Below are 25552 nucleotides of genomic sequence, written 5' to 3' on the forward strand. Positions count from 1 at the left end.
AGCCCTGCCGTTTTTTAATCTTTAGGAAATTGAAAAATTTCATAAAGAATTTAAAATTATTATTATAATTAATGTTACATATTGAAAAAGAGCTGAATCTCAAAATGATTAATTAATCATTTTGAGATAGCTCCAATTATAATATTTAAACAATCTTAGTTGTCCAATCTTCACAGTTCCATATATCTGTTACAACATCTCTATAGAATTCAGGTTCATGACATACTAGAAGTATAGAGCCTTTATATTCTTTAAGAGCTCTTTTAAGTTCTTCTTTTGCTTCTACATCTAAGTGGTTTGTAGGCTCGTCCAGAAGAAGAATATTAGATTCTTGGTTTACAAGTTTACAAAGCTTAACTTTAGCTTGCTCTCCACCACTAAGAACCATAACTTTACTTTCAATATGCTTATTAGTTAAACCGCATTTAGCTAAGGCTGATCTAACTTCATATTGAGTAAATGATGGGAAAACACTCCAAATTTCTTCTATACAAGTTTTAGATTTATCACCTTTATCTTCTTGTTCAAAGTATCCAATCTCTTGATAGAAACCATTTTCAACTTCACCAGATAGAGGCTTTATAAGACCCATTAAACTTTTAAGAAGAGTTGTTTTACCAAGACCATTTGCACCAACAAGCGCAATCTTTTGTCCTCTTTCCATAAGTAAATTTAAAGGACGTGTTAATGGTTCATCATATCCTATAACAAGGTCTTTGGCTTCAAAAATTGTTTTTCCAGATGTTCTTCCATATTTGAAATTAAACTCTGGTTTAGGTTTTTCGCCTTTAAGCTCAATCATATCCATTTTATCTAATTTTTTCTGACGTGATTTAGCCATATTACTTGTAGCAACTCTTGCTTTATTTCTAGCTATAAAGTCTTTTAAGTCTGCAACTTCCTGCTGTTGTCTCTTATAAGCAGATTCCAACTGACGTTGTTTCTCAGCGTAGATTCGTTGGAAGTTATCATAGTCACCTACATATCTATCTAATTTACCAGTTTCCATGTGATATATAAGGTTAATTACACTATTTAAGAATGGAATATCATGTGAAATAAGAATAAAAGCATTCTCATAGTTGTTAAGATATCTTTTAAGCCATTCAATATGAACCTCATCAAGATGGTTTGTAGGCTCGTCCAATAGTAATATATCTGGAGTCTCAAGAAGAAGTTTTGCAAGTAAAACTTTAGTTCTTTGCCCCCCACTTAAATCAGAAACATCTTTATCTAGTCCTATATCCGTAAGTCCTAATCCACGGGCAACTTCCTCGATTTTTGCATCAAGGACATAGAAACCATTATTATCAAGCATATCTTGGATAGTGCCCATATCATCCATAAGTTTAACTAATTCATCTTCTGAAGCTGTTGCCATCTTATCGGCAATAGTCATCATTTCAGCTTCTAAATCAAATAAATATTTAAAAGCGCCCCTTAAAACATCTCTCATAGTCTGACCTTTTGATAAATCAGCATGCTGATCCATATATCCAACTCTTACTCTGTTAGACCATTCAACATTTCCTTCATCGGGCATAAGTTTTCCTGTAATAATATTCATGAAAGTAGATTTACCTTCACCATTAGCACCTATAAGTCCTATATGCTCACCTTTAAGCAATCTAAAAGAAACATCATCAAATATCATTCTGTCGCCAAATCCATGATTAAGATTTTTAACTGTTAATATACTCATCAATTTCACCTCTTGAGTTTTTTTCTTTATATAATAATTCAACTAGTACTACATAGTTAAAATGAATTCATAGATAAAATAATACAATTATGATTGTACAATATTTGTACCCTTTAAATCAAATGGAATTATTCCTTTGAGTAGGGTAAAATAACTAGGTTTGAATAGAATTTATCATTTGGATAAATTTATTTAGTTAACACTGTGAAAGATTCAGATGAGTATTTAGTTAACTTAATCTTATAAATGGTATAATAGGGATATAATGGTTTGAATTATAAATTATCAAGTAATTAGGGGGAGTAATAATGGAGGAACTTAAGTATTCAAATCAAGTATCTATAAAAAAGAAATTAAATGAAACAAGTTTTATAGAGCTTGAAGAATTAGTAAAGATATGTAATAAAAATGATAATACAGAATTAATGTTTCATCTTGATGCCCAAAAAGAAGATATTACAAAATTCTTATTTTACCATGAAGAAAAGTTAATTGGATACTTTGGAATGGTACCTAGTTATGTTAAAGGAGAGGCTATGGTATGGGGAATGATTTTACCTTCTCACAGAACAGAAGAGACTTTTTTACACATTTTTGAGAGTGTAAGAGATAAGTGTAAGGAGAACAATACTGATAAATTAAAAGTTATTAATGAACGGAATGCTGATAGTTTTAGAGAGTTTGTTACCTCTATTGGTGGAAAATTATTATATTCATCTTATGAAATGAATTTTAATATAGAATACTATGAAGAGAAAAAAGATGATATTAAAGACTTTACATTAAAAAAAGCTTCATTGGATGATTTAGAAGATATGATTTCAATAGGTATGGATGCCTTTGAAACAACAGAGGAAGAAGAGAGATCATATAATGAAAGAAACTTAAAAGATTCAAAGTTAAGTAATTATATAGGGAGAATCAACAATACTCCAGTAGGAATTATTTCATCAAGAATAGAAGATGGAGAGGTAAGTATTGCTGATTTAGCTGTGTTAAGAAGCTATAGAAGAAGGGGGATTGGGAGAGCAATCTTATCCAAAACAATAGCTTATTTACTTAATCAAGGAATAGAAAAGTTTAAATTGGGGGTTGAAACAGAAAATAAAAATGCTCTTTCATTATATGAGGACTCTGGTTTTAGAATAGTAAAAGCTAGTGATTGCTATGAATTGAAAATATAATTAAAAAGCACGCAGCGCGTGCTTTCTTAATAATCAAATTGAATGGAGTTGCTAATTTCTTCTATATGATTTTTATCAGCCCATAAAATTAAATAAGAGTATGTAGTACTATTGATTTTTATTGGTTTTGGGTAAGTGACTATTAATCCAGCTTGATTATTCATTTCTGCCCCTTGATCATTGGAGGGAATAATGAGTCTTGCTTCAGCTCTTTGTATTGTCAATTTTTTTATTGTAGGGTTATTCCCATAGGGTTTTGATACATGAGTTATTTCAAATTTTACAATATCATCTATTGATAAATTCTCCCCTGAAGAGGCGGATATTTGAAAGAAGCCATTTGTTCCTTCATATTTGTTAAAATAAGAAGGATTAGGTTTCCACTCAGCAGGATATTTAAAAGAAATTTTATAAGTTTTATTATTATAGATTTTCCATGCAGGATTATATAATAAACTTTGAATTAGTATTATAGACATGAGAACAGGTTTAATAGCGTAAAGCATATGATTCATCTCCTAATGTATATTAATTTATTACTAACTTTAGTTTATCCATGATTAAGTATTTAATGTAAAAGTAATTATTTAGTATATATGTTGTAATAAGTTGTCTAAAGTGTTAATATAATGGATAAGGCAACAAGAAGTTAAGTGGGATGAAGTAATATTAGGAGGTGAGGTAGTGGAATTATTTGGAGTAAGTATATGGTTATTCATACTGATTTTATTTCTAGTTGTGGAAGCTGTGTCATCAGCATTAGTGTCAATTTGGTTCTGTTTTGGTGCACTAGCAGCATGGATATGTTCCATATTCACTGACTCAATAGGAATTCAGATTACTATATTCTTCATAGTATCTATATTAGCGCTAATTTTCACAAGACCAATAATCAAAAAACTTATTAAAAGTAAGGGAGAAACTAGGACAAACTGTTCTTTATTAATAGGAGAGAGTGGTGTTGTTACTGAAGAGATAGATAACATAAGAGGACTAGGAGCTATTAAGATTAAAGGAAACGTTTGGAGTGCTATAAGTTTAAATGATGAAAAAATCACCAAAGATACTATAGTAATTGTTGAAAGAATTGAAGGAGTAAAGTTAATAGTTAGAAAGAAAGAGGAGGAATAAATTATGGCAGGAGTTATAGGGGTAGGAGCAATTGTTGTTATAGTTTGTGTATTAATCATAACTAATATCAGAATTGTACCTCAGAGTTGTGCATTTGTAATTGAGAGATTAGGTACTTATCACTGCACATGGGAAGCAGGGATACATGTTAAAGCACCATTTATTGATAGTGTAGTTAGAAAACTATCATTAAAGGAAAAAGTTAATGATTTTCCACCACAACCTGTTATTACAAAGGATAATGTTACTATGGAAATCAATACAGTTGTATTCCATCAGGTAACAGATCCAAAATTAAATACTTATGGAATTGATAACCCAATAGCAGCAATTGAAAACTTAACAGCTACAACTTTAAGAAATGTAATAGGTGAAATTGAGCTTGATGCAACATTAACATCAAGAGAAACAATCAACACTAGATTAAGATCTGTTTTAGATGAAGCAACTGATGCTTGGGGAATTAAAGTTACAAGAGTTGAGCTTAAGGATATCGTTCCACCAGTGGATATCATAGAAGCGATGCAGAAACAGATGGTTGCTGAGAGAGCAAGAAGAGAAGCTATACTTAAAGCTGAGGGTGAGAAGAAGAGTGCTATCCTGAAAGCAGAAGGGCATAAGGAATCTGTTATCTTAGAGGCAGAAGCGGAAAAAGAAAGTATGTTATTAAGAGCAGAAGCTCAAAAGCAGAGAGCTATTAAGGTTGCAGAAGGGGAAGCAGAAGCTATTAAGATAATTAATGAAGCTAAACCATCAGTTGAGGTATTAAAGTTAAGAGGACTTGAAACATTTGAGAAAGTTGCAGATGGAAAAGCTACAAAGCTTATAATACCATCTGAGATTCAAAATCTTACAAGCCTTCTTTCTGTAGCAAAAGAGTCAATTGGCGAGATAAAAGAGAAGGAAATAAATAAGTAAACAGTAAGAAAGAACTAAGAAAAAACAAATGGATAATGGATAATGTAAAATGTATAATGATGGATATTTCACTCTGTGAAATCTTAATCTTATAGTTCCTTGGATAAGATAGGTTTACTCGTATTATATTTGAAATACAATATTTTATCTTAGATAAAATGAGTAAAAACTCTTGTTCTAAAGAACAATAAGATGTAGTTTCTGCGATAGCAGAAACATCCATCATTATACATTATCAATTTTACATTATACATTTCTTTTACAAGCACCTAGCGGGTGCTTTTTTTAGTTATGAATATCTTTTCTATTAAATAATACATATGTCAATGAAGTTGCTACAACAACGATTATCAAAGATATTAATACATATATAATTTCTATTTCTTGTCCTATCATGATGGATTTAGCATCGAAGTAATAGAACGGTGTAATGAATTTAAGGAAGTCTAATTTATCTGTTAGAGGTATAACTAGTGAAAGCATATACAGTCCAAGTACAACACCTGTTGATAATCCAGTAGCTTTTTTAGTTGTTTTAGTTAATGAGGAGAATAATAATCCTAAGCTTAACAACACAATTTGAAGAATTAATAGAGTGCAGGTAATTTTAAATATTTCTCCCGTAAGAGACTCTCCTTTATTATAATAAGCTACGGTAACAGCTGAACCAATAAAGGTTACAATATTGAAAATTAAAACATTAATAAATGCGGCTATAAGTTTACTTGTAACAGCTTTATGTCTTTTTATAGGTTTAACCATTAAGAAATCAGCTGTTTTATCGCGCTCTTCTTTTGAGATTATTGTAGCACCTAGCATTATTGCATGAATGCCAGCTATTAAAGTGAAGTATATGAAGAACATACTATAGAATCCACCAACAGAAGTTAAATTAATTTTATCAAAACCAAACATGCTTCTCATGACTTCAGGAAGAGATTCCATCATTTCATTTACTTCAGAACCCATTTTAGAAAAGGCGCTGTATTCAACCATACCTATTGATATGAATAAGAACATTGAAACACACCATATAATTAAAGCTTTTCTATTGGCTTTTAATTCTCGTAAAACAATATTCATTTTAATTCCTCCAATCTTATTCCTTCTTCAACAAGATGGATTTACTCCTTTCATCATTAAATACAATATTTTATCCTATGGATGAAATGAGTAAATGTTCTTTGTTCTAATGAACATAAGATGTAGTTTCTGGGATAGTAGAAACATCCATCATTATACATTATCAATTTTACATTATACATTTCTTTTCAAGCACCCAGTGGGTGCTTGTTTCTAGTTGCGAATATCCTTCTTATTAAAGAATATATATGTGAAGGAAGTTGATAATACAATGATTATTAAAGATATCAATACATATATTATTTCTATTCCTTGGCCTAGCATGATGTCTTTAGCATCGAAGTAATAGAAAGGTGTTATGAATCTAAGAAAATCTAATTTATCATATAAAGGGATTGCTAAAGAAAGAATATACATTCCAAGCACTACAGCTGTTGATAAACTATTAGCCTTCTTACTTGTCTTAGTTAGCGAGGAGAATAAGAGTCCTAAGCTCAAGAACACAATTTGAAGAATAAATAGTGTACAAGTAATCTTAAATATTTCTCCAGTAATAGCTTCTCCTTTATTATAAAAAGCAACATTCATAGCAGAACCAATGAAGGTTACTATATTCAGAATTAATACATTTATAAATGCTGCAATAAGTTTGCTTGTAACAGCTTTATGTCTTTTAATTGGTTTAACCATTAAGAAATCAGCTGTTTTATCTCTCTCTTCCTTTGAGATTATTGTAGCGCCTAGCATTATAGCATGAATTCCAGCTATCAAAATGAAATATATGAAGAATACGCTGTAGAATCCACCAATAGAAGTTAAATCAATTTTATTAATACCAAACATGTTTCTCATTACTTCAGGAAGAGTTTCCATCATTTCATTTACTTCAGAACCCATTTTAGAAAAGCCACTGTATTTAATCATTCCCATTGAGATGAATGCGAACATTGAAACACACCAGATAATTAAAGCTTTTCTATTGGCTTTTAACTCTCTTAATATAATATTCATTATGATTCCTCCAATATTATTCTAAAATTATATTTAGTTATTCTTATATATTTAAACAGATGGTATATCTCTTTTGTTGTAGATGATATATCCAATTATTAAGAATAATAATGAAAGAGCCACAGAAAAAATCAAATGTGAAGATGAATAGCTAGCATTCTGTGTAATATAAGCAGAGTCAAAATGTCCAAAAGGTGTTAAATAAGATATTTTTTCATCATCGAGAGTTTGATTTAGAAGTTGTAATACATAAAAACCAAATACAACACCTAAAGTAACAGGTAACACACTCTTTAACTTTGTCATGAAAGTGGATAACATAATACCTAGTGACAATAAGAAAAACTGTATAAAGAACAAACCAAGATTTATAAGAATAAAGGTTTTAAGATTATAATCAGCTTTTTTAAAGATTTCAGCAGCAATTATTGCCGATACTAAGAAAACTGCATTCATTATTAATATGTGAAGTAGAACAGCGCAGAACTTTGGAATTATTACAGAGGATCTAGTTTTAGGTTTAACCAAAAGGAAATCTGCTGTCTTTTCTCTAAGTTCTTTAGAAATAACATCCAATCCAAGTTTCATTGCAAATATTCCACCGATTAATCCAATGTAAACAAAACAGAAACTGTAAAATCCTACAATCTCAGAAAGAGACATATTGTTCATGCCAAATGCTTTCAAAAAAGTTTCAGGAAAATTTTCTAAAAGTTTCTCCATCATGGCTGCTTGAGTAGAATAAACAGGGAAGAAAGACATGAACATAAATAATACAGCAACTAATGAAATAGTCCATATGATATTGCTTTTTAAATAAGTTTTAAATTCAAACTTGAATATATTCATAGTTTAATCCTCCTTTTTATAATAGTACATGAAAATCTCCTCAAGAGTTGGCTCTTGTACAAGTAGATTTTTAACATCTACAGTTGAAAGCTTTTCTATAACTTTATTCATATTTCCTTTATACATGAAGCTTGCTTCAACTTCATTAGATTTAAGGTCAGTTACACCATCCATATTAAATATGTTTCCATCAAATGATTTATTAGAGACAACTTTAATCTTTTTATAATTATCATTTCTTAAAGCTTCAATACTTTCAGTTTTGATTATTTTACCGTCTTTAATTATTGCAACTCTATCACACATTTTTTGAACCTCATCAAGTATGTGAGAAGAGAAAAATATAGTAGCGCCTCGTTTGTTTTCTTCTCTAATAAGGTCAAAGAATTTCTGTTGCATTAGTGGATCAAGACCACCTGTAGGTTCATCTAATATTATTAGTTTAGGTTGATGAAGAAGTCCTTGAACAATACCAACCTTCTTTTTATTACCAAAAGATAAATCGTCTATTTTTCTATTTAAGTCTAAATCCATTATTTCTGCTAATTCATGTATTCTTTCAGTACAATCCTTATTATAAAAACTAGCTGAGTATTTTAATAAGTCTATTACTTTCATATTGTTATAATAGAATACCTCTGAAGGAAGGTAACCTATATCTTTTCTTATGTCATGACCTTCTTTAAAACAGTCTCTACCAAAAATTTTAGCACTTCCATTAGATGGATGAATTAAGGAGAGCAGTGTTCTAATTGTAGTTGATTTACCAGCGCCATTAGGACCGATGAAACCAAAGATTTCTCCTTCTTCAACTTTAAGAGAAACATCAATAATCCCTCTTTCTTTCCCATAGTATTTAGTTAATTTATTAGTTTCAATAACATACATTTATAATACCCCCTTAAGGTTTAATTAACTTATATTTAATATATTATGAAGATAGCTTTTGTAAAAAATCTCTAACAAAATCTTCGTCAAATAGATTTAGTTTACCGTGTTCCATTTCTAATATGGTTTCAATAGTGTAAGTATACATATTTAGGTCATCAATTGTCTTATTTATAAATAATTCATCTGCAGTATCTTTATTTGAGTTCATTATAGCAAAGCACATTTTATCACTGAGAGACATTCCTATTACCCATATTATTTCACCTTGGTTTGAGTACTTACATTTGAAAGCCCCAGTTTCCATACCTTCTTCTATTATTGTATTTAATAATGGAGTTGATAATTCAAGGGATAATCGTTTTATGTTTTCTCTTAATATTAAGTTACTGTCATTATACATAGCATACATAATAGCCTTTATATAATCTAAATTAGCTGCTTTGTACTTTGCAGAGGCATTAAAGATAGTATTTATCTTCTCAATAGGGGAGAGAGAGGAATTAGTTACTACGGCATTTAATTGCTCTACAATTTGTTCTACGGTGATTTTAACAATTTCCAACATAAGTTCTGATTTTGATTTAAAGTAGTGGTAGAAAGTTCCTTTAGCTATGTCTATTTCATTAATAATCATTTGTATTGATGTTTTATCATAACCTACAGAATAAAATAATCTTTGTGCTGTATTTATAATTTCATCTCTAGTATTTATATTTGACATGTGATTATATCCTCCTATACTATTCATTGATTAGACCGACCGTCGGTCTAATTTATATTAATATTAGCACTTTTTTCACCTTAGGTCAATAGTAATTGGAAAAAAATTGATGCAATACAAAAATAAAGTGATATAATAAAGTGTGATTTCAATCACTTAATTGATTGGAGGGGAATGGTAATATAGTCAAAGGGGTATAAACTATATTTTAAAGGTCAGTTTAGTTTTAGGAGGAATATTTATGGATAAAATTATTTTATCTCCAAAAGAAATCTACGAGTATGTAGAAGGGGTAGGAGTAAAGAAGTGTAGCAATAGAGCTATGCAAACATTGTTTTTAGGAATCTTAGCAGGTATGTTTATAGCATTAGGAGGGTTTGCAGCTGGTGTAGCTTCTCATAGTATTGCTAACTATGGCATAGCTAAATTAGTAGCAGGGATTGTCTTTCCTGTTGGGTTAATATTAGTTTTGCTATGTGGCGCTGAATTATTCACTGGTAATAATCTTTTAACTGTTGCATACTTTGAGGGGAAAATTACTCTTCAGGATGTTCTAAAAAATTGGGTAATCGTGTTTATAGGTAACTTAATAGGAGCTTTAATAATCAGTTCTTTGTTATATCTTAGTGGGTCATTAGAAGCAGATGGAGGACTTGTAGGAGCATATTTTATAAAGGTTGCTTCTAAAAAAGTTTCATTAAACCTTGGACAAGCATTAACAAGTGGTATCTTATGTAATATAGTAGTTTGTTTAGCAGTATGGGGATCTTATGCAGCTAAAGATACAGCTGGTAAGATTTTAATGGGATTTTTCCCTATAATGGCTTTTGTTATTGCAGGGTTTGAACATTGTGTTGCAAACATGTTTTATTTATCAGCAGCATTATTTGCTAAGAGCAATGATGTAATTGTTGCGTTATATCACGGGCCAATTGAAAAGTTGGATAAAATTGATATTCCACATATAATCAATAACCTTATTCCTGTAACTATTGGAAATATAGTTGGTGGAGGAATAATAATAGCAGGTATGTACTGTGTTATATATAAAAGACGAGAGAAACAAAATAATATTATAGCAAGTAAAGAACGATTAAATATAAATAGTACAAGTAATTAACAATAAAAGCAATGTTTCATTAAAAATGAGACATTGCTTTTATTATTTTAATTCATTATTAATCTTTTATTTATTGTCTATGCCAAACATATCAAGGATTTTTGTGATATCTTGCATATTAATAGAGTCTAAATCTAATGAATCTAAGTCAACACCACCTGTTAGATGTGCAAATAATTCTTTCGCTTCGGAATAATTCTCAGAAGAAAATAGATTTTCTATGTTAAAGTTATTATGTGGAGGCTCATCGTCATTTATAATATTTTCTTCTACCTGATGTGTTTTCTTATTATAATCATCTTTTTCATAATCGTTAGTTTTAGGTTTAGAAACAGTGATTTCTTCTTTAAAGTCCTTAGGTATATGTTTTTCGGTATTATTTGAGCTCATTAAGGTACTACCAAACACCATATTTTCAAGTATTGATTTTTTTATTAAATGTATTGAATCAAGTGTATCCTTGAAAATTGCATTCATTTCATTTAAATCATATTTTGTTGTAGTATCTAAATTTGAATCAAAAGCTCTAGTGAGGGCTCTTACTTTTTCAGCTTCAGCTTCTAAAAATTTTGCTAAGCTTTCTTCAAATCTTTTAGCAGATTCGACAATATCTTGTCCAAGCTTACTTTCATTATTAATAGGATAATTATCCATAATACTCCTCCTATCAGAGTTATCTATCAATATACCATATGAAGTAGAGCGTTATTTGTTACATAATCTTTTGATAATAATAACTAAATTCTTTTAGTATATCTTTAAGATATAATCCCTCGTTTAAAATATCTTTAAAATAAACAGGAGGATTATGAGTATTTAAATATTCAATATGTGAAGTTAGTATTTTTGTCTCATTATCTAATTGCGTACATAGGAAATTAAGATAATCCAGAGAACGTTTCATATCATGTATATCTATATTAGAGAATTCTTTAACTTTATTTTTATTATTAATCATGAAATACCACCTTAAACTTATATTTATTAATAAAATATGATTGATTTATAAAGACTGTGTTTAAACTCATGGATAAATTTTATATATAGGACCATATGAGAGTGAAAATAAATCAATTAATATAAACACAAAAAGGTAAAAAAAAGAGGAAAAAGAAGTTTTAAGAAGAAATGTATAAATAAAGATATGAGAGAAAAGGGGATATATAAGTAATGCAGAATGGGGGGAAATAATGAATATTATTAAGGTTAAAGAAAATTTTATAAACGCACTTAAGAATAATTATGACCTGAAATATGAAGAGAAAATGGTTGATGAGGTCTTTGATATAATTGGAGAATATAATCTAAGAAATTCAAAATTCGTATTATCTAAAAAGGCAGAGATATATGCATTTAAGAATGAAGAGAAGATTTTTATAAAGCATATAGAATCTATAGAAGAAGTATATTTAGAAAAGTTAAAAAATAAAATAGAAAAAGATATAGGGAAACTTGTAAATATTGATAGTGAACATATGAGTACAGATCTTAATTTTATTTTTATTGTAGATAAAAAGATTGATGAAAATATTCAGCAATGTATAAAAAAATTTAAGTATCACAAAGGTTTCTTGTTCGGGCTAAAAGGATGGGTTAATGTGAAGCTTTTTATTTATGATGTGAATACGGAAACACTCTATACTAATAGATTTGGAAAGAAAAGTGTAAAAGAAATGAAAAAGATACTATGTGCTTAAAATAAGGAAAGCAGTATCTTCAACTTTGGGGTATCTTTTCATTCTAAAGAGATTCCAAGTTAAAACTAAATTTATACATACTCAAAACTCAAAGAAGCGCTGAGATTTTGAGATATGTATAAATAAAGTTTCACTATGGATTCTCTATAAATAAATTATTATAAAGGGGGAGTCTTTATGAGTTCTTTGACACTTATAATAGGCGTATGTATTATATTCTTTATTGCGTACATCACTTATGGGTCATGGTTATGCAAGAAATGGGGGATTGATCCAAAACGTAAGACACCTGCACACACAATGAATGATGGAGTTGACTATGTACCAGCTAAATCACCAGTTTTACTTGGGCATCACTTTTCATCAATAGCAGGAGCAGGACCAATAACAGGACCTATTGCAGCAGCTGCTTTTGGATGGATTCCTGTTATGTTGTGGATAATCATAGGAAGTATTTTCTTTGGTGGAGTTCATGACATGGGAGCGGTATATGCTTCAGTAAGAAATAAGGGTAAATCTATAGGGGAAGTTATCCATGCCAATATGGGTGATATGGGTAAAAAATTATTCTCTTGGTTTGCATGGTTAACATTACTTCTTGTAGTGGCAGCATTTACTTCTATATGTGCAGGACTATTTGCTTCTACACCTAGTGTTGCAACAGCATCGGCATTATTTATGGTTATTGCAGTATTATTTGGTTTCTTTGTTTATAGAAAAGGAGCACCATTATTATTGAGTAGTATAATTGGTGTAGCATTATTAGCATTATGTATATGGGTAGGAATGAGTTTCCCTGTACTTGAGTTTTCTAAGAATACATGGATTGTTATTCTATTAATATACATTACTATTGCATCTGTAGCACCAGTTTGGATTTTATTACAACCTAGAGATTATTTAAATTCTTTCTTGTTATATGCTATGCTTGCAGGAGGAATTGTAGGGTTAATATTCACAAGACCTGAGTTGAAGCTTGATGGATTTACTGGATTTAACTTAGGAAATGGAAAACTTCTATTCCCAATTTTATTCGTAACTGTAGCATGTGGAGCAATATCAGGATTCCACTCATTGGTTGGTTCTGGTACAAGTTCTAAGCAAGTAAACAGTGAAAAGGATATTAAGATGATTGGTTATGGATCAATGTTAATAGAAGGTGTCCTTGCAACTTTAGCTATAATAACAGCTGCATACTTAACAAAAGGGGAACTTGCACAGACAGGTAATGCCCTAGCAGTGTTCTCAAATGGACTTGGTAATTTCATGGCTGGATTTGGATTGAAATTTGAACTTGGAAGAGATTTTACAGCACTTGCAATATCAGCATTTGCTTTAACTTCTCTTGATACAGCTACAAGACTTGGAAGATTTATATTCCAAGAGATGTTCAGCTTTAAAAATGAAAAAATACAGAAAACTATATCTAATAAATATGTTGCAACAGTAATCACAGTTGTATTAGGTGGGCTTTTGGCTTACAAAGGATGGTTAACTATATGGCCAATATTCGGAGCTGCAAACCAACTTCTAGCAGCATTAGCATTATTAGCACTTGCTGTATTCTTAAGAAACATGGGAAAAGAGCACAGAATGGCTTTAATTCCAACTGTATTTATGTTTATAGTTACACAATGTGCCTTAGTAGTACTTATCCTTCAGAAACTAAATGTGTTCAGTAAAGACTTTACAGGTAGCTTGATGATGGAAGGATTAAAAGGTAATTGGTTATTATTGCTTATTGCAATAGTATTGTTTGTATTAGCATTTATTCTTATGGGTAGTGGAGTAAAGGCTCTTAGGAGTAAACCAAAGGTAAATGTAGAAGCTTAATAAAAAGAATAATGTATAATGTATAATGGAAAATGTATAATGATGGACATTTCTCTTCGAGAAATTTTAATTGCATTGTTTCTTAGAAAATAGAGGTTTACTCGTTTCATTTTAAATGAAACATTGTATTTAAAATACAATTTTTTATCGAAAATAAAATGAGTAAAAATTTGTTGTCCTAAAGAACAATGAGATGTAGTTTCTGCGTTAGCAGAAACATCCATCATTATCCATTATACATTATCAATTATCCATTTGTTTTATTGCATGCTTTTAGCGTGCTTTTTTTATTTTTAAATGTTTTCAATCTGCCAATTAATAGTATCTCTTCCATTAGCTTTAAGAAATTCATTAGCTTTTGAAAAGTGCTTGCATCCTAGAAATCCTCTATGTGCTGAGAGTGGGCTTGGGTGAGTTGATTTGAGTATTAAGTGATTAGGGTTAGTTATGTACTTTTCTTTTGACTGTGCATTTTTTCCCCATAATAAAAATACAACAGGGTCATCTTTTTCATTAACAAGAGAAATGACCTTATCAGTAAAGTGTTCCCAACCTTTATTTTTATGTGAATTTGCTTGACCGGCTCTAACTGTTAGTACTGCATTTAGAAGTAGAACACCTTGATCTGCCCATTTATTTAGAAATCCATTGTTCGGAATGGAACATCCAATATCAGCTTTAAGCTCTTTATATATATTTTTTAGTGAAGGGGGAATGGCTACACCAGGTTTTACTGAGAAGCTTAAACCATGAGCTTGATTAGGGCCATGATAAGGATCTTGACCTAGTATAACTACTTTTGTATTCTCATAAGTAGTATGATGTAGAGCATTAAAAATATCATGCTTTTCTGGATATATAGTGTGAGATTGATACTCATCTTTTAGAAAACTTCTTAGTTTAACATAATAATCTTCAGAAAACTCTGATTCAAGCATAGGCTTCCAATCGTTTTTTAATATGTCATTCATTTTAATCACCTGATTTTCTTTTTTTATGTTTATATTATATCAATAAAGGAAGAATATAAAACAGTAATAATAATATTTAGGAGGATAACCTATGAAGAGAATGATATTTTTCAGCTTAGTATTAATATTTTCACTGAACTTAAATGTAGTAGCATTAACAAGGGAGGTGAAAGCTGATAACTTGAATGCTGTATTTAAAAAAGCTGATGAAATCTCACCTGGATTATATAAGAAATGGGAAAATGCAAGAAATAAAAGAGAAAATTTAAAAGATGCTCTAATAAGCGCAAAAAGAAAACAATGGGAAGAATCTGCTGAGGATAGAGAAGCAATAAAGGAGACTATATCCCTTGAAGAAGAGTATCTTTTACATCAGTATAATGAAGGAATATTAAATGAAAAGGAATATGGAGATAAACTCAAAGCCATTTATAATAAGTATGATAAGGAAAGAGTGGAAAAGAATAAAAGATGGTTAGAAGGGGTAAAAAAAGATAGTAAGCGTATTAATGAATATAAAGAAGAAATGAAGTCTAGTTTTAATAAAATTGTTGAAGGAATTAATAATAACAATAAGGAAAAGGTGGAAAGATCATTTAATGAGTTTCTTGAATCTTATGAGAAGACGACAGAAATTTTGATGGAAAAATTTAAAGAATACGAGAAATAAACCTTAAACAAATGTAAAATGTATAATGGAAAATGTATAATGATGGACATTTCTCTCCGAGAAATTTTAATCTTATTGTTCCTTGGACAATAAGATTTTACTCGTTTCATTTTTAATGAAACATTGTATTTAAAGTACAATATTTTATCCAAGATAAAACGAGTAAGAATCTGTTGTTCTAAAGAACAATAAGATGTAGTTTCTGCGTTAGCAGAAACATCCATCATTCTCCATTATACATTATCAATTATACATTTGTTTTAAAGCACGCTTTTTAGCGTGCTTTTTTACTGTGTTTCAAAAGCGGCAGTTGTTCACGAACATCACAAAGTAGTTTTGAATCCAGTTTACACACCAATAGTCCGGGTTTTTCATCTAATGATGATACAATATCTCCCCAAGGAGAGGCTAATAGGGAATGGCCATAAGCAACATAGTTCGCTGAAGTATCTCTTGCAGGAGATATTGCTGCAATGAAAACTTGATTATCTAAAGCTCTTGATCTTAATGTTAAATCCCAGTGAGCTGGTCCTGTTGTCATATTAAAAGCAGCAGGAATTATAATGAGTTCAGCACCTAAAAGCGCCATTTTTTTAAACATTTCTGGAAATCTCATGTCATAACAAATTGCGATTCCAATTTTACAGTAAGGGGTATCTATAACCGTTAATTTATCGCCTGGTGTTAATGTATCAGATTCCTTGAATGTAATCTTATTGGGAATATCTATATCAAATAGATGAACTTTTCTATGTTTATCAATGATTTTTCCTTCAGGAGAAAAAATATAAGATGTATTATAGAGTTTATTGCATTCTCTTTCAATTATAGAGCCTCCAATAATATAAACATTAAAATCTAATGCTGCTTTTTTTAGTATGTTTAATGTTTCACCAGTATGTTCTTCCTCGCTAAAAGAGTGGAAAAATTTATTATCATAAGGACAGTTGAATACTTCAGGAAGAGCAATAATATTGCAGCCTTTAGAAGCAGCTTGCTCAATATATTTCAGAGCAGTTAGTATATTTTCATTTTTGTCCTTTGTTACTTTGAATTGACATAAGCCTAAAGTTAAATCTTTCATAGAAATCAGCTCCTATAAATTTAGAATAAATTACTATATTGATATTAACAATAAAATGAGTTTACTTAATTAAATTAGTAAACAATAATCACAAGAGTTAATAGGGAGAGTGACTGAATGTGAAGAAAGTTATTAAGATAATTGGGGATATATTAATCATATGTATATTGTTAATATTAGCAGTTATTATATATCTTAACATTATGTATTCTCTTGATAAGGAAAAAATTCCTTCAATAGGAGGACATAGAATGTTAACTGTATTATCAGGAAGTATGAGACCAGTATTAGAACCGGGAGATATTATTATAATTAAAGATAATACACATATAGATGAAGGTGATATTATAACATTTAAGAGTAATAATTTAATAATAACTCATAGAGTAATAGAAGTTATAAGTAAAGAAAATGAAGTTCTGTATAAAACCAAAGGTGATAACAATAATGTAGAAGATAAAATTTTAATTAAACAAGATAATATTCTTGGGGAATACTTGTTTAGAATACCTTATCTAGGATATTTAATGCAGTTCTTTAGAAGTAAACTAGGGATTATGATTATAGTAACGATTATTGGATTACTTGTAATATTTGAGGTTATTAAAAGTTTTACAGATAAAAAGGAATAATTATAGTAGTAAACACGTAAAAAAGGTTTGTTTATAAGTGGAAGTAACACCAGAACAAATCACTTTAATAATAAATACATGTATTTTATAATAATAAAAACAAGTTAAACTCAAGTGATTTTTAAAATATTTTAAAATAACTTGGGTATTTTTTTATGATAAACTCAAATTATCTACAAGGAGATGAGGTTAATTGAATAACAAAGAAAAAAAATATAAGAAAAGAACCTTGGCATTGATAATAGCACTAGCAATATCAATCGGAGGGGGAATTGGAGCTGGAACATACGCATTCTTTACATCTATGGCAAATGGTAATCAAAATAATATTAATGCTGGTAAGTTAGAGATTACTCTTGAGAATGAAGTTATTGATATTGGAAGTGGCGGAAATCATGTTGCATTAAGAAATCTAGCACCAGGAAATAGTGTTAATTACAAGTTTAAAGTAACTAATGGGATAAGTACTATGGATCAAAAATATCAAATAAAATTAGTAAACAATAATATTGATGAGGATGGAAATATAGTTTCAAATGATCTTATATCAGCAGCCGTATATAATATTACTAAGACTAATGGTACAACTACTGAAACAAGAGTTGGTTTAACTTATGATGAATTTAAAGCATATTTATTAAAAGTTAGAACTTTGAATTATGGTGCGCAAAGAGAAGAAGATCAATATTCAATTACTATGAGTTTACCAATATCACTAGGAAATGAATACCAAGAAGCAAATGGAGCATTTCATATTGTAGTTGAATCAACACAAATAGAAGATACATCTTTATAATATATTGTTCTTTTAATCAGGTAAGAAATATGGAAGGTAAACTTTTCAATTTCGTACCTGATTTTCTTTATGATTACTGTAAACTTTGGTATAATTATTAAAAGAATTATTCGAAGGTCGAAATAAAGGGGGCAGTATAATGTTATTTTTAAAGAATGCAGAAATACATACAATGGCAGGAGAAGCTATTGATAAGGGACAGATTCTTATAGAAAATGGAAAAATTAAAGCTATAGGAAAAGATATTAAGTGCCCAGAGGGAGCTGAAGTTATCGATTGTGAAGGTGGATTTGTAATGCCTGGATTGATTGATGCTCATAGCCATCTTGGTATGTGGGAAAATGCAATGGGGTTTGAAGGTAGTGATGGTAATGAAGCATATGATCCTGTAACGCCACATTTAAGAGCAATTGATGCAATGAATCCTAAAGATGAGTTCTTCAAAGAGGCTTTAGAAGCAGGAGTTACAACAGTTGCTTCAGGTCCAGGTAGTGCTAATGTAATAGGGGGACAGTATGCGATTGTTAAAACTCATGGTGATAGAATTGATGATATGATAATCAACGAGAGTTTTGCTATGAAGTGTGCATTTGGTGAAAATCCTAAAAGATTCTATAATGCTCAGAAAAAATCACCAAGTACAAGAATGGCTATAGCGGCTATTTTAAGAGAAAACTTAGCTAAAGCAAAAGAATATGCTGCAAAGAAAGATAGAGCAAATGGTGATCCAGATAAGATGCCTGCTTTTGATATGAAGCTGGAGGCTCTTGAGAGAGTAATTAGAAAAGAGATACCTTTAAAATCACATGCACATAGATCAGATGATATATTAACATCATTAAGAATTGCAAAGGAATTCGATGTGGATATCACATTAGATCACTGTACAGAGGGGCATTTGATTGTAGATTATCTAAAAGAAGGATATCAGAAAGGAATAATAGTTGGACCAACTATGTCAAGTAGATCAAAGATTGAGCTTAAGAACTTAACATTTGAGACACCGGGAATACTTTCTAATGCAGGAATCAAAATTGCAATAATGACAGACCATCCTGTTATTCCACAAGAATATTTAATGGTTTGTGCAGCTTTAGCTGCTAGAGCAGGCATGAAAGAAGAAGATGCTTTAAAAGCAGTAACAATAAATGCAGCAGAAATCATTGGTATCGGTGACAGAGTGGGAAGCCTTGAAGAAGGTAAAGATGGAGACGTTGTTGTTTACACAGGACACCCTTTTGATTTAAGAAGCCAAGTTAAGAATGTTATTATAGATGGAAAAGTGGTTAAATAAATAATGTATAATTGAGAATGGATAATGAAGGATGCTTCTGCCTGAGGGCAGAAGCTTTATAGTTATAATAAATTATGGGATATATCTCTTTTTTAAGAAAATGTTGAAAAGTATATGCTTGTAGATACTAGGATTATGATAACATGCACACTTCATATTAAGTTTATTCAATTCCTTCTATCTCTAATTTTAATTTATTAAAATATTCTTCCATAAATTTAAGTCTTTTTTTGCCTATTTCTTTTGCTTTTTTTGTATATAATTTATCTGGAATTTTTTTGAACTTTAATTCATATTCAATAAAAGGTGTATGTTTTGAAACTTCTTTTAATCTTCCATTTTCAACAGTATTTGCTTTTAAATAATCTGTAAGTGGCTCGTCTGCAGATAATCTTTGTCCGAACTGTCCAGCTAACATAAAAGTACGAGCAATCCCGCTTGCACCAATAACATCAAGTTTATCTGAATCGAAAAGTATTTTTGCTTCTATAGTATTAGGCATATTTCCTGTTCTAAATCTGTGTGCAATAATACAGTGTTTTATCTTTTTAATTTTTTCTTCATCATATTCCAGTCCCCTTAATATATCTTCAGCCATTTCGCTGCCTAATACAGCGTGGTCAATTTCACCTGTTTCATTTTGACTTTCTTCAACTCTTGCAATATCATGCAATAATGCTGAAGGAATAAGAATTTCTAAATCTACATTGTTTTCATATTTTGCAAGTAATAAGCAAAGATTATAAACCCTAAAAACGTGGTCTAAATTATGGGCAGAACAAGATAATTTAATCTTAACAATTTCTATGATTTTTTTATATTTTTTATCAATATTCATTAATATTCCCCCTTTTATAATAGTAAATCTATAATATATAATAGCGAATATATGTTCTTTTGTCAAAATATTCTTATTTTGATTTCTAATATATGTGTATTATTTACACTGTTCTCTAGAATAAAAAGTTCAAAAAGGATATAATTTAATATGGTATATAAAGCTTATTAAAGTAATTTGATATAAAAAATCGTAATAGAGAAACATTATGACATCAAACATAACTGAACAGTTGAAAATGGAAAGTGGAAAACGATGGAGGTTTTGCTCTGCAAAACTACATATTATTGGTCTTTAGAAGAATAGGGGTTTGCTGATTTTATCTTTAGATAAAATATTGTAATTTAGAATACAAGGTTTCATCCAGATTAAACGAGTAAACTATTCTTGTCCGAAGAACAATATGATTAAAATTTCTCGAAGAGAAATATCCTACGTTTTCAACTTTCAATTTTCCACTTTCAACTTGCTTTTTAAAGCGCAATGGTTTCTTATTACGTATTACCATTAAGTGAAATTGGGGTAGTTGAATGTTATGAAAAATATGATAAAAATTTCAGTTAGGAACTTAGTTGAATTTGTTATGTCCTCAGGAGATTTGGATATGGTACGAATGAGCAATGCCAGAGCTGTTGAAGGTACTAGAATTCATAAACTTGTTCAGAGTAGTAGTGGAGATAATTATGATTCTGAGGTAATGTTAAAGTATGTTTATGAAGGAGATGAAATTGAACTAGAAGTTAGTGGTAGAGCTGATGGTATTATAAGAGACGGGGATAAGTGCACTATTGACGAGATTAAATCAACTACAAAACCCTTAAAGGAAATTACAGAGGATATGAACCCATTACATTGGGCTCAGGCTAAAGGGTATGGTTTTATTTTTGCACTTAAGAATGAAATTGAAACAATAGATATACAGCTTACATATTATCAATTAGACGAAGATAAAATAATAAGATTTAAAAAGAGTTTTTCTATAGATGAACTGAAAAATGATTTTATTGGACTAATTGAAGAATATTTAGGTTGGGCTGAAAAAATAGATAAGTGGATAAAGTTACGTAATAAAACTATAGAAGAGTTACAATTTCCATATGGTGATTTTAGAAAAGGTCAGAGAAAATTGGCTGTGAGTGTTTACACTGCATTGAAAGAAAAAGAGAAACTGTTCTTAAAAGCACCTACGGGAATTGGAAAAACTCTAGGAACTGCCTTTCCTACTCTAAAATATATGGGGGAAGAAGGGTTAGAAAAAATCTTTTATCTTACAGCTAAAACAATAACTAGAACTGCAGCTGAAGATGCATTTCATAAGATGAGAGGTGGGGGACTTAGGTTAAAAACCCTCACTATTACTGCAAAAGATAAGATATGTATTGATAATACAAAAAAATGTGATCCTGAAGAGTGTGAGTATGCTAAAGGTTTCTTTGATAAACTAAAGCCTGCAATAAAGGATATATTCACTAATGAGGATTGTTTTGATAGAGATAGGATTCTAGAGTATAGTGAAAAACATAAACTCTGTCCATTTGAATTTTCTTTATGCTTATCTGAGTGGAGTGATGTGATTATATGTGATTATAATTATGCTTATGATCCAAGGGTATTTTTGAGAAGGTTTTTTGGAGAGAGTAAAAAAAATTATGCTGTTCTAGTTGATGAAGCTCATAACTTGGTGGATAGAGCTAGAGAAATGTATTCAGCAGAGATATATAAGCAGCCTATTTTAGAGATTAGAAAAAAAATAAATGATGATTTTCCTAATGTAGTTAAAGCCTTAAATAGGATAAATAGATTTATGATAGAAGCTAGAAAAGAATGTGAAGAAGCAGATGGAGTAGTGTTAAAAAAGGAAGCTCCTGATATGCTATATCCATACTTAACTAGATTTATAGATCAAAGTGAAGATATCTTAGAAAATGGAGCCAATAAGGAATATTTTGATGAATTTATGGAGTTTTATTTTAAAGCTGTAGGGATGGTAAGAACTTGGGAGTTTTATGATGGAAACTATGTAACTTATTATGAAAAAATGGGACAGGATATTAAGATAAAATTATTTTGCCTTGATCCATCAAAGGTATTACAGGATAAGATGAAGATGGTGAGAAGTACAATTTTATTTTCTGCTACATTGATACCATTGGATTATTACATGAAGTTATTAGGAGGGAACGAGGAATCATTAAGATTATCACTTGAATCTCCTTTTGATCAGAAAAATTTATGTTTATTAGTTAATGATAAAATTTCAACTAAATATAGAGCAAGAGAGAAGACTATACTACAGTTATGTAATGTAATAATGAATGTGGTTTTAAGTAAAAAGGGCAATTATATGATATTTTTCCCTTCATATAAATATATGAATGATGCCTTAGAGATATTAAATATGGCTGGTTTCAATCATAAGGTTGATGTAATTGTTCAAGATATAAGTATGAATGAAATAGAGAGAGAAGAGTTTCTTAAAGAGTTTGATAAAGAAAGAGAGTGTTCCATGGCAGCTTTTACTGTTATGGGAGGAATCTTTGGAGAAGGAATAGATTTAACAGGAGATAGATTGACAGGAGCAATTATTGTGGGGGTAGGATTACCACAAATTTGCTTTGAGAGAGATATTATTAAGCAACATTTTAATGATAAAGGGAAAAATGGTTTTAATTATTCTTATGTTTACCCAGGTATGAATAGGGTATTACAAGCTGCAGGAAGAGTGATAAGAACAGAAGAAGATAGGGGAGTAGTTCTTTTGATAGATGAAAGATTTTCTTATGGTGGATATAAAGGGTTATTTCCTGAAGAATGGAGTCATTATCATAGAATTGCTGATAAAGATGACCTTGAAGATGAATTGAGTGTATTTTGGAATAATAATTGTAAAAATTCCATTGATTTAAAAGATTAATATTGTTAAACTAGTGTGATGGGATTTTCCCATTATGCTTTTTTTTGGAGAAAATAACCTCTGGGGACATAATCACTGGGAAATTACCCTAGGTATAAAAAAATTAAAAATGGAGGCGCTTATGGACAATATATTTAAGAATAAGAAGCTAGTACCAGTATTAGCTTTGATAGCATGCGTTTTATGGGGAAGTGCTTTCCCAGTATTAAAGATAAGTTATGGTGAGTTGAACATGACTCCCATGGATTACAATAGTAAGATTGTATTTGCTGGTATGAGATTCTTATTGGCTTCAGTAATGTTATGTATAATGACTATATTCATATTTAAGAAAAGTATAAAGATAAAAATTAAAGATTTAGGATATTTATTTTTACTAGGGTTATTACAGACTTCATTGCAATATTTCTTCTTTTATAATGGTCTTGCCAATACAAGTGGAATGAAAGGTGCCATACTATCTTCATCAGGTACATTTATTGTGGTTATAATGGCTCATTTTATTTATAAGAATGATAAACTTACTAGTGAAAAAATCATAGGTTTGATCACTGGACTTCTTGGAATAATCTTAGTAAATTGGGGAAAAGATTTGAATTTTGATTTTAAATTCAATGGAGAAGGATTCCTTATAATTGCTGCATTTGTAAGTTCGTTAGGAACTTTTTTAGCTAAGAAACTATCTTCAGAATTACATCCATTTGTGGTAACATCATGGCAAATGTTTTTAGGAGCTACAATGTTATTAATATATGGATTACCTAAGATGGAAGAAGGGTCTTTAAAATTTACGCCTTTTGCAACAGGGTTACTCATATATGCTGCAGTACTTTCAGCCATAGCTTTTGCTATTTGGTATTCATTATTGAAATATAATAAGGCTGGAGAGGTTTCAATGTATAAGTTCATGATTCCTGTATCAGGAAGTATACTTTCTATATTGTTTTTAAGGGAAAATAATATAACTTTAAATGTAATATTTGCATTGTTGCTAGTTGCATTAGGAATAATATTGATAAATAAGAAACCTATAAGTAGAAAAAAATAGAAAATAATTTAAAAAAAAGTAACAAATTAAATATGTTGTACTAAATGATGAAAAATGTTAAAATATCAGAGTTATATGACATAAAAAGACAAATTGTGAATTTATTTAATTGAGGTGAAAAGTATGGATAAATTGAAATGTAATAAAGAATTAAAAGATTATCTATTAATATTAATAGGTACAACTATTTTAGCGTTAGGTATTAATTTATTTCTTGCTCCTTCCACATTAGTAACTGGAGGAGTAACTGGTATAGCAATAATGGTGGAGTATTTAAGTGAAACATATCTAAATATGACTATACCAATTTGGTTAACTAACTTTGCAATTAATATACCATTATTTGCGATAGCTATTAAACAAAGAGGAATTTCATTCGGAAAGAAATCATTGTTTTCAGCAATCTATTTAAGTTTCGCACTTTGGTATACAGGCTTTATTCCGAATCCTTTTGCAGCTGAAAGTGATTTGTTGTTAGCTGCAATATTTGGTGGTGCGCTCATAGGAGTAGGCTTAGGGTTTGTTCTTAGAGCCTCAGCTACAACTGGTGGTACTGACATGCTAGCAACGATAATAAAATATAAGCATAATAAATTTCCAATATCAAAGTTAATAATGTTGGTAGATTCCACTATAATTATTATGGGGTTTTTCGCATTTGGAGCAAGAAAAGCAATGTATGCAGTTATATGCGTATATGTAATTTCAAAAGTAGTAAATAGCTTATTAGAAGGTATGCATTTTGCTATTGCAGCGTTTATTATATCAGATAAGAGTGATGAAATTGCAAAGGAACTTATTCAAAACATAAAAAGAGGAGCAACTGGTATAAAAGCAAAAGGTATGTATACAAAGAAAGATAAAGATATGTTATTTGTTGTAGTATCGAAAAAAGAGATACATTCTGTTAGACAAGTCGTTAAAAATATTGACGAAAAAGCCTTTATTACAATTACAGATGTTAGGGAAGTTTTAGGAGAAGGATTTATAGAAGATACAAATGTACTAGTTTAATATAATTAAAAATCAATAAAAAACAGAGAAAATGTAAAGCAAAGCTTTACATTTTTTTGATATATTTCTTATAAGAACAACATATAATGGTATTTACTATTAGAGCGAAGTGTTGTATTATATCTTTGGGATATATGGTAGATATATGCAT

General features: G+C 29.9%; 25 protein-coding genes. 13 read left to right on the plus strand and 12 right to left on the minus strand.

All coding sequences use genetic code 11. The features are described 5' to 3' along the window. Window positions 1-145 precede the first annotated feature (145 nt). Entirely contained in the window at window positions 146-1702 is a 1557-nt protein-coding gene (locus tag OW730_RS05675; protein WP_271228099.1) for an ABC-F family ATP-binding cassette domain-containing protein, read from the minus strand. A 308-nt stretch (window positions 1703-2010) separates the two neighbouring features. Here OW730_RS05675 and OW730_RS05680 point away from each other — a divergent pair, with 308 nt between their 5' ends. Then, on the plus strand, window positions 2011-2886 hold the full coding sequence (locus OW730_RS05680; RefSeq protein ID WP_271228100.1) for a GNAT family N-acetyltransferase: 876 nt from the start codon (window positions 2011-2013) through the stop codon (window positions 2884-2886). A 26-nt stretch (window positions 2887-2912) separates the two neighbouring features. Here the strand turns inward: OW730_RS05680 and OW730_RS05685 are convergent, their stop codons facing one another. Continuing rightward, window positions 2913-3392: a peptidase M56 gene (locus OW730_RS05685; protein ID WP_271228101.1), complete on the minus strand. Its 480-nt coding sequence runs from the start codon at window positions 3390-3392 to the stop codon at window positions 2913-2915. Window positions 3393-3570: 178 nt separating this feature from the next. Here OW730_RS05685 and OW730_RS05690 point away from each other — a divergent pair, with 178 nt between their 5' ends. After that, window positions 3571-4017, plus strand: a complete 447-nt coding sequence (locus OW730_RS05690) for an NfeD family protein (protein WP_271228102.1) — start codon at window positions 3571-3573, stop codon at window positions 4015-4017. A 3-nt stretch (window positions 4018-4020) separates the two neighbouring features. Beyond that, window positions 4021-4935, plus strand: a complete 915-nt coding sequence (locus OW730_RS05695; protein ID WP_271228103.1) for an SPFH domain-containing protein — start codon at window positions 4021-4023, stop codon at window positions 4933-4935. 285 nt (window positions 4936-5220) lie between these two features. Here the strand turns inward: OW730_RS05695 and OW730_RS05700 are convergent, their stop codons facing one another. The 5 genes from OW730_RS05700 to OW730_RS05720 form a co-directional block, all read right to left on the minus strand. Then, window positions 5221-6018 carry an ABC transporter permease subunit gene (locus OW730_RS05700; protein ID WP_271228104.1) on the minus strand — a complete coding sequence of 266 codons (798 nt, stop codon included), beginning with the start codon at window positions 6016-6018 and terminating at the stop codon, window positions 5221-5223. A 213-nt stretch (window positions 6019-6231) separates the two neighbouring features. Further along, on the minus strand, window positions 6232-7029 hold the full coding sequence (locus OW730_RS05705; protein ID WP_271228105.1) for an ABC transporter permease subunit: 798 nt from the start codon (window positions 7027-7029) through the stop codon (window positions 6232-6234). A 51-nt stretch (window positions 7030-7080) separates the two neighbouring features. Next, the gene (locus tag OW730_RS05710; RefSeq protein WP_271228106.1) at window positions 7081-7878 is read right to left on the minus strand and encodes an ABC transporter permease subunit; all 798 of its coding nucleotides are present in this window, start codon (window positions 7876-7878) and stop codon (window positions 7081-7083) included. 3 nt (window positions 7879-7881) lie between these two features. Next, window positions 7882-8766, minus strand: coding sequence for an ABC transporter ATP-binding protein (locus tag OW730_RS05715; protein ID WP_271228107.1), 885 nt, complete (start codon window positions 8764-8766; stop codon window positions 7882-7884). A gap of 43 nt (window positions 8767-8809) precedes the next feature. Next, on the minus strand, window positions 8810-9490 hold the full coding sequence (locus OW730_RS05720) for a TetR/AcrR family transcriptional regulator (protein WP_271228108.1): 681 nt from the start codon (window positions 9488-9490) through the stop codon (window positions 8810-8812). Window positions 9491-9731: 241 nt separating this feature from the next. On the opposite strand from OW730_RS05720, the gene OW730_RS05725 reads away from it, so the two are divergent. After that, a complete protein-coding gene (locus OW730_RS05725; protein WP_271228109.1) occupies window positions 9732-10610 on the plus strand; it encodes a formate/nitrite transporter family protein in 879 nt (292 codons plus the stop codon). A 66-nt stretch (window positions 10611-10676) separates the two neighbouring features. Here the strand turns inward: OW730_RS05725 and OW730_RS05730 are convergent, their stop codons facing one another. Together OW730_RS05730 and OW730_RS05735 are read right to left on the minus strand one after the other, a co-directional pair. Further along, on the minus strand, window positions 10677-11264 hold the full coding sequence (locus tag OW730_RS05730) for a hypothetical protein (RefSeq protein ID WP_271228110.1): 588 nt from the start codon (window positions 11262-11264) through the stop codon (window positions 10677-10679). Between the two features lie 58 nt (window positions 11265-11322). Then, complete coding sequence (locus tag OW730_RS05735) at window positions 11323-11568, minus strand: hypothetical protein (RefSeq protein WP_271228111.1); 246 nt, start codon at window positions 11566-11568, stop codon at window positions 11323-11325. Between the two features lie 232 nt (window positions 11569-11800). Between OW730_RS05735 and OW730_RS05740 the strand changes: the two genes are divergently transcribed. Beyond that, complete coding sequence (locus OW730_RS05740; RefSeq protein WP_271228112.1) at window positions 11801-12307, plus strand: hypothetical protein; 507 nt, start codon at window positions 11801-11803, stop codon at window positions 12305-12307. 177 nt (window positions 12308-12484) lie between these two features. Beyond that, window positions 12485-14140, plus strand: coding sequence for a carbon starvation CstA family protein (locus OW730_RS05745; protein ID WP_271228113.1), 1656 nt, complete (start codon window positions 12485-12487; stop codon window positions 14138-14140). Window positions 14141-14433: 293 nt separating this feature from the next. On the opposite strand, the gene OW730_RS05750 is transcribed toward OW730_RS05745, so the two are convergent. Next, on the minus strand, window positions 14434-15111 hold the full coding sequence (locus tag OW730_RS05750; protein ID WP_271228114.1) for a uracil-DNA glycosylase: 678 nt from the start codon (window positions 15109-15111) through the stop codon (window positions 14434-14436). A 91-nt stretch (window positions 15112-15202) separates the two neighbouring features. Here OW730_RS05750 and OW730_RS05755 point away from each other — a divergent pair, with 91 nt between their 5' ends. Further along, a complete protein-coding gene (locus OW730_RS05755) occupies window positions 15203-15781 on the plus strand; it encodes a hypothetical protein (protein WP_271228115.1) in 579 nt (192 codons plus the stop codon). 274 nt (window positions 15782-16055) lie between these two features. Here OW730_RS05755 and OW730_RS05760 read toward each other — a convergent pair whose 3' ends face one another. Continuing rightward, complete coding sequence (locus OW730_RS05760; protein ID WP_271228116.1) at window positions 16056-16865, minus strand: carbon-nitrogen hydrolase family protein; 810 nt, start codon at window positions 16863-16865, stop codon at window positions 16056-16058. Window positions 16866-16984: 119 nt separating this feature from the next. On the opposite strand from OW730_RS05760, the gene OW730_RS05765 reads away from it, so the two are divergent. The 3 genes from OW730_RS05765 to OW730_RS05775 all read left to right on the plus strand — a co-directional run bounded on the left by OW730_RS05765 (window position 16985) and on the right by OW730_RS05775 (window position 19587). Continuing rightward, window positions 16985-17497 (plus strand): signal peptidase I, encoded by a 513-nt coding sequence (locus OW730_RS05765; RefSeq protein ID WP_271228117.1) that lies wholly within the window; start codon window positions 16985-16987, stop codon window positions 17495-17497. Window positions 17498-17690: 193 nt separating this feature from the next. Further along, window positions 17691-18293 (plus strand): TasA family protein, encoded by a 603-nt coding sequence (locus OW730_RS05770; protein ID WP_271228118.1) that lies wholly within the window; start codon window positions 17691-17693, stop codon window positions 18291-18293. A gap of 139 nt (window positions 18294-18432) precedes the next feature. Further along, entirely contained in the window at window positions 18433-19587 is a 1155-nt protein-coding gene (locus OW730_RS05775; protein ID WP_271228119.1) for an amidohydrolase, read from the plus strand. Window positions 19588-19750: 163 nt separating this feature from the next. Here OW730_RS05775 and OW730_RS05780 read toward each other — a convergent pair whose 3' ends face one another. Continuing rightward, window positions 19751-20425: an HD domain-containing protein gene (locus OW730_RS05780; RefSeq protein ID WP_271228120.1), complete on the minus strand. Its 675-nt coding sequence runs from the start codon at window positions 20423-20425 to the stop codon at window positions 19751-19753. A gap of 535 nt (window positions 20426-20960) precedes the next feature. On the opposite strand from OW730_RS05780, the gene OW730_RS05785 reads away from it, so the two are divergent. From OW730_RS05785 to OW730_RS05795, 3 genes are all read left to right on the plus strand, one after another. Further along, complete coding sequence (locus OW730_RS05785) at window positions 20961-23339, plus strand: ATP-dependent DNA helicase (protein ID WP_271228121.1); 2379 nt, start codon at window positions 20961-20963, stop codon at window positions 23337-23339. A 121-nt stretch (window positions 23340-23460) separates the two neighbouring features. Continuing rightward, a complete protein-coding gene (locus tag OW730_RS05790) occupies window positions 23461-24387 on the plus strand; it encodes a DMT family transporter (RefSeq protein WP_271228122.1) in 927 nt (308 codons plus the stop codon). A gap of 123 nt (window positions 24388-24510) precedes the next feature. Beyond that, window positions 24511-25401 (plus strand): YitT family protein, encoded by an 891-nt coding sequence (locus OW730_RS05795; RefSeq protein WP_271228123.1) that lies wholly within the window; start codon window positions 24511-24513, stop codon window positions 25399-25401. Window positions 25402-25552 lie beyond the last annotated feature (151 nt).

Source organism: Oceanirhabdus sp. W0125-5, from assembly GCF_027938815.1.
GTDB lineage: Bacteria > Bacillota > Clostridia > Clostridiales > Clostridiaceae > Oceanirhabdus.

Coding starts and splice junctions, on each gene's coding strand:
- OW730_RS05675 (WP_271228099.1), bottom strand. CDS start 1,702: ATGAGTATATTAACAGTTAAAAATCTTAATCATGGATTTGGCGACAGA.
- OW730_RS05680 (WP_271228100.1), top strand. CDS start 2,011: ATGGAGGAACTTAAGTATTCAAATCAAGTATCTATAAAAAAGAAATTA.
- OW730_RS05685 (WP_271228101.1), bottom strand. CDS start 3,392: ATGCTTTACGCTATTAAACCTGTTCTCATGTCTATAATACTAATTCAA.
- OW730_RS05695 (WP_271228103.1), top strand. CDS start 4,021: ATGGCAGGAGTTATAGGGGTAGGAGCAATTGTTGTTATAGTTTGTGTA.
- OW730_RS05700 (WP_271228104.1), bottom strand. CDS start 6,018: ATGAATATTGTTTTACGAGAATTAAAAGCCAATAGAAAAGCTTTAATT.
- OW730_RS05705 (WP_271228105.1), bottom strand. CDS start 7,029: ATGAATATTATATTAAGAGAGTTAAAAGCCAATAGAAAAGCTTTAATT.
- OW730_RS05710 (WP_271228106.1), bottom strand. CDS start 7,878: ATGAATATATTCAAGTTTGAATTTAAAACTTATTTAAAAAGCAATATC.
- OW730_RS05715 (WP_271228107.1), bottom strand. CDS start 8,766: ATGTATGTTATTGAAACTAATAAATTAACTAAATACTATGGGAAAGAA.
- OW730_RS05720 (WP_271228108.1), bottom strand. CDS start 9,490: ATGTCAAATATAAATACTAGAGATGAAATTATAAATACAGCACAAAGA.
- OW730_RS05725 (WP_271228109.1), top strand. CDS start 9,732: ATGGATAAAATTATTTTATCTCCAAAAGAAATCTACGAGTATGTAGAA.
- OW730_RS05730 (WP_271228110.1), bottom strand. CDS start 11,264: ATGGATAATTATCCTATTAATAATGAAAGTAAGCTTGGACAAGATATT.
- OW730_RS05735 (WP_271228111.1), bottom strand. CDS start 11,568: ATGATTAATAATAAAAATAAAGTTAAAGAATTCTCTAATATAGATATA.
- OW730_RS05740 (WP_271228112.1), top strand. CDS start 11,801: ATGAATATTATTAAGGTTAAAGAAAATTTTATAAACGCACTTAAGAAT.
- OW730_RS05745 (WP_271228113.1), top strand. CDS start 12,485: ATGAGTTCTTTGACACTTATAATAGGCGTATGTATTATATTCTTTATT.
- OW730_RS05750 (WP_271228114.1), bottom strand. CDS start 15,111: ATGAATGACATATTAAAAAACGATTGGAAGCCTATGCTTGAATCAGAG.
- OW730_RS05755 (WP_271228115.1), top strand. CDS start 15,203: ATGAAGAGAATGATATTTTTCAGCTTAGTATTAATATTTTCACTGAAC.
- OW730_RS05760 (WP_271228116.1), bottom strand. CDS start 16,865: ATGAAAGATTTAACTTTAGGCTTATGTCAATTCAAAGTAACAAAGGAC.
- OW730_RS05775 (WP_271228119.1), top strand. CDS start 18,433: ATGTTATTTTTAAAGAATGCAGAAATACATACAATGGCAGGAGAAGCT.
- OW730_RS05780 (WP_271228120.1), bottom strand. CDS start 20,425: ATGAATATTGATAAAAAATATAAAAAAATCATAGAAATTGTTAAGATT.
- OW730_RS05785 (WP_271228121.1), top strand. CDS start 20,961: ATGAAAAATATGATAAAAATTTCAGTTAGGAACTTAGTTGAATTTGTT.
- OW730_RS05790 (WP_271228122.1), top strand. CDS start 23,461: ATGGACAATATATTTAAGAATAAGAAGCTAGTACCAGTATTAGCTTTG.
- OW730_RS05795 (WP_271228123.1), top strand. CDS start 24,511: ATGGATAAATTGAAATGTAATAAAGAATTAAAAGATTATCTATTAATA.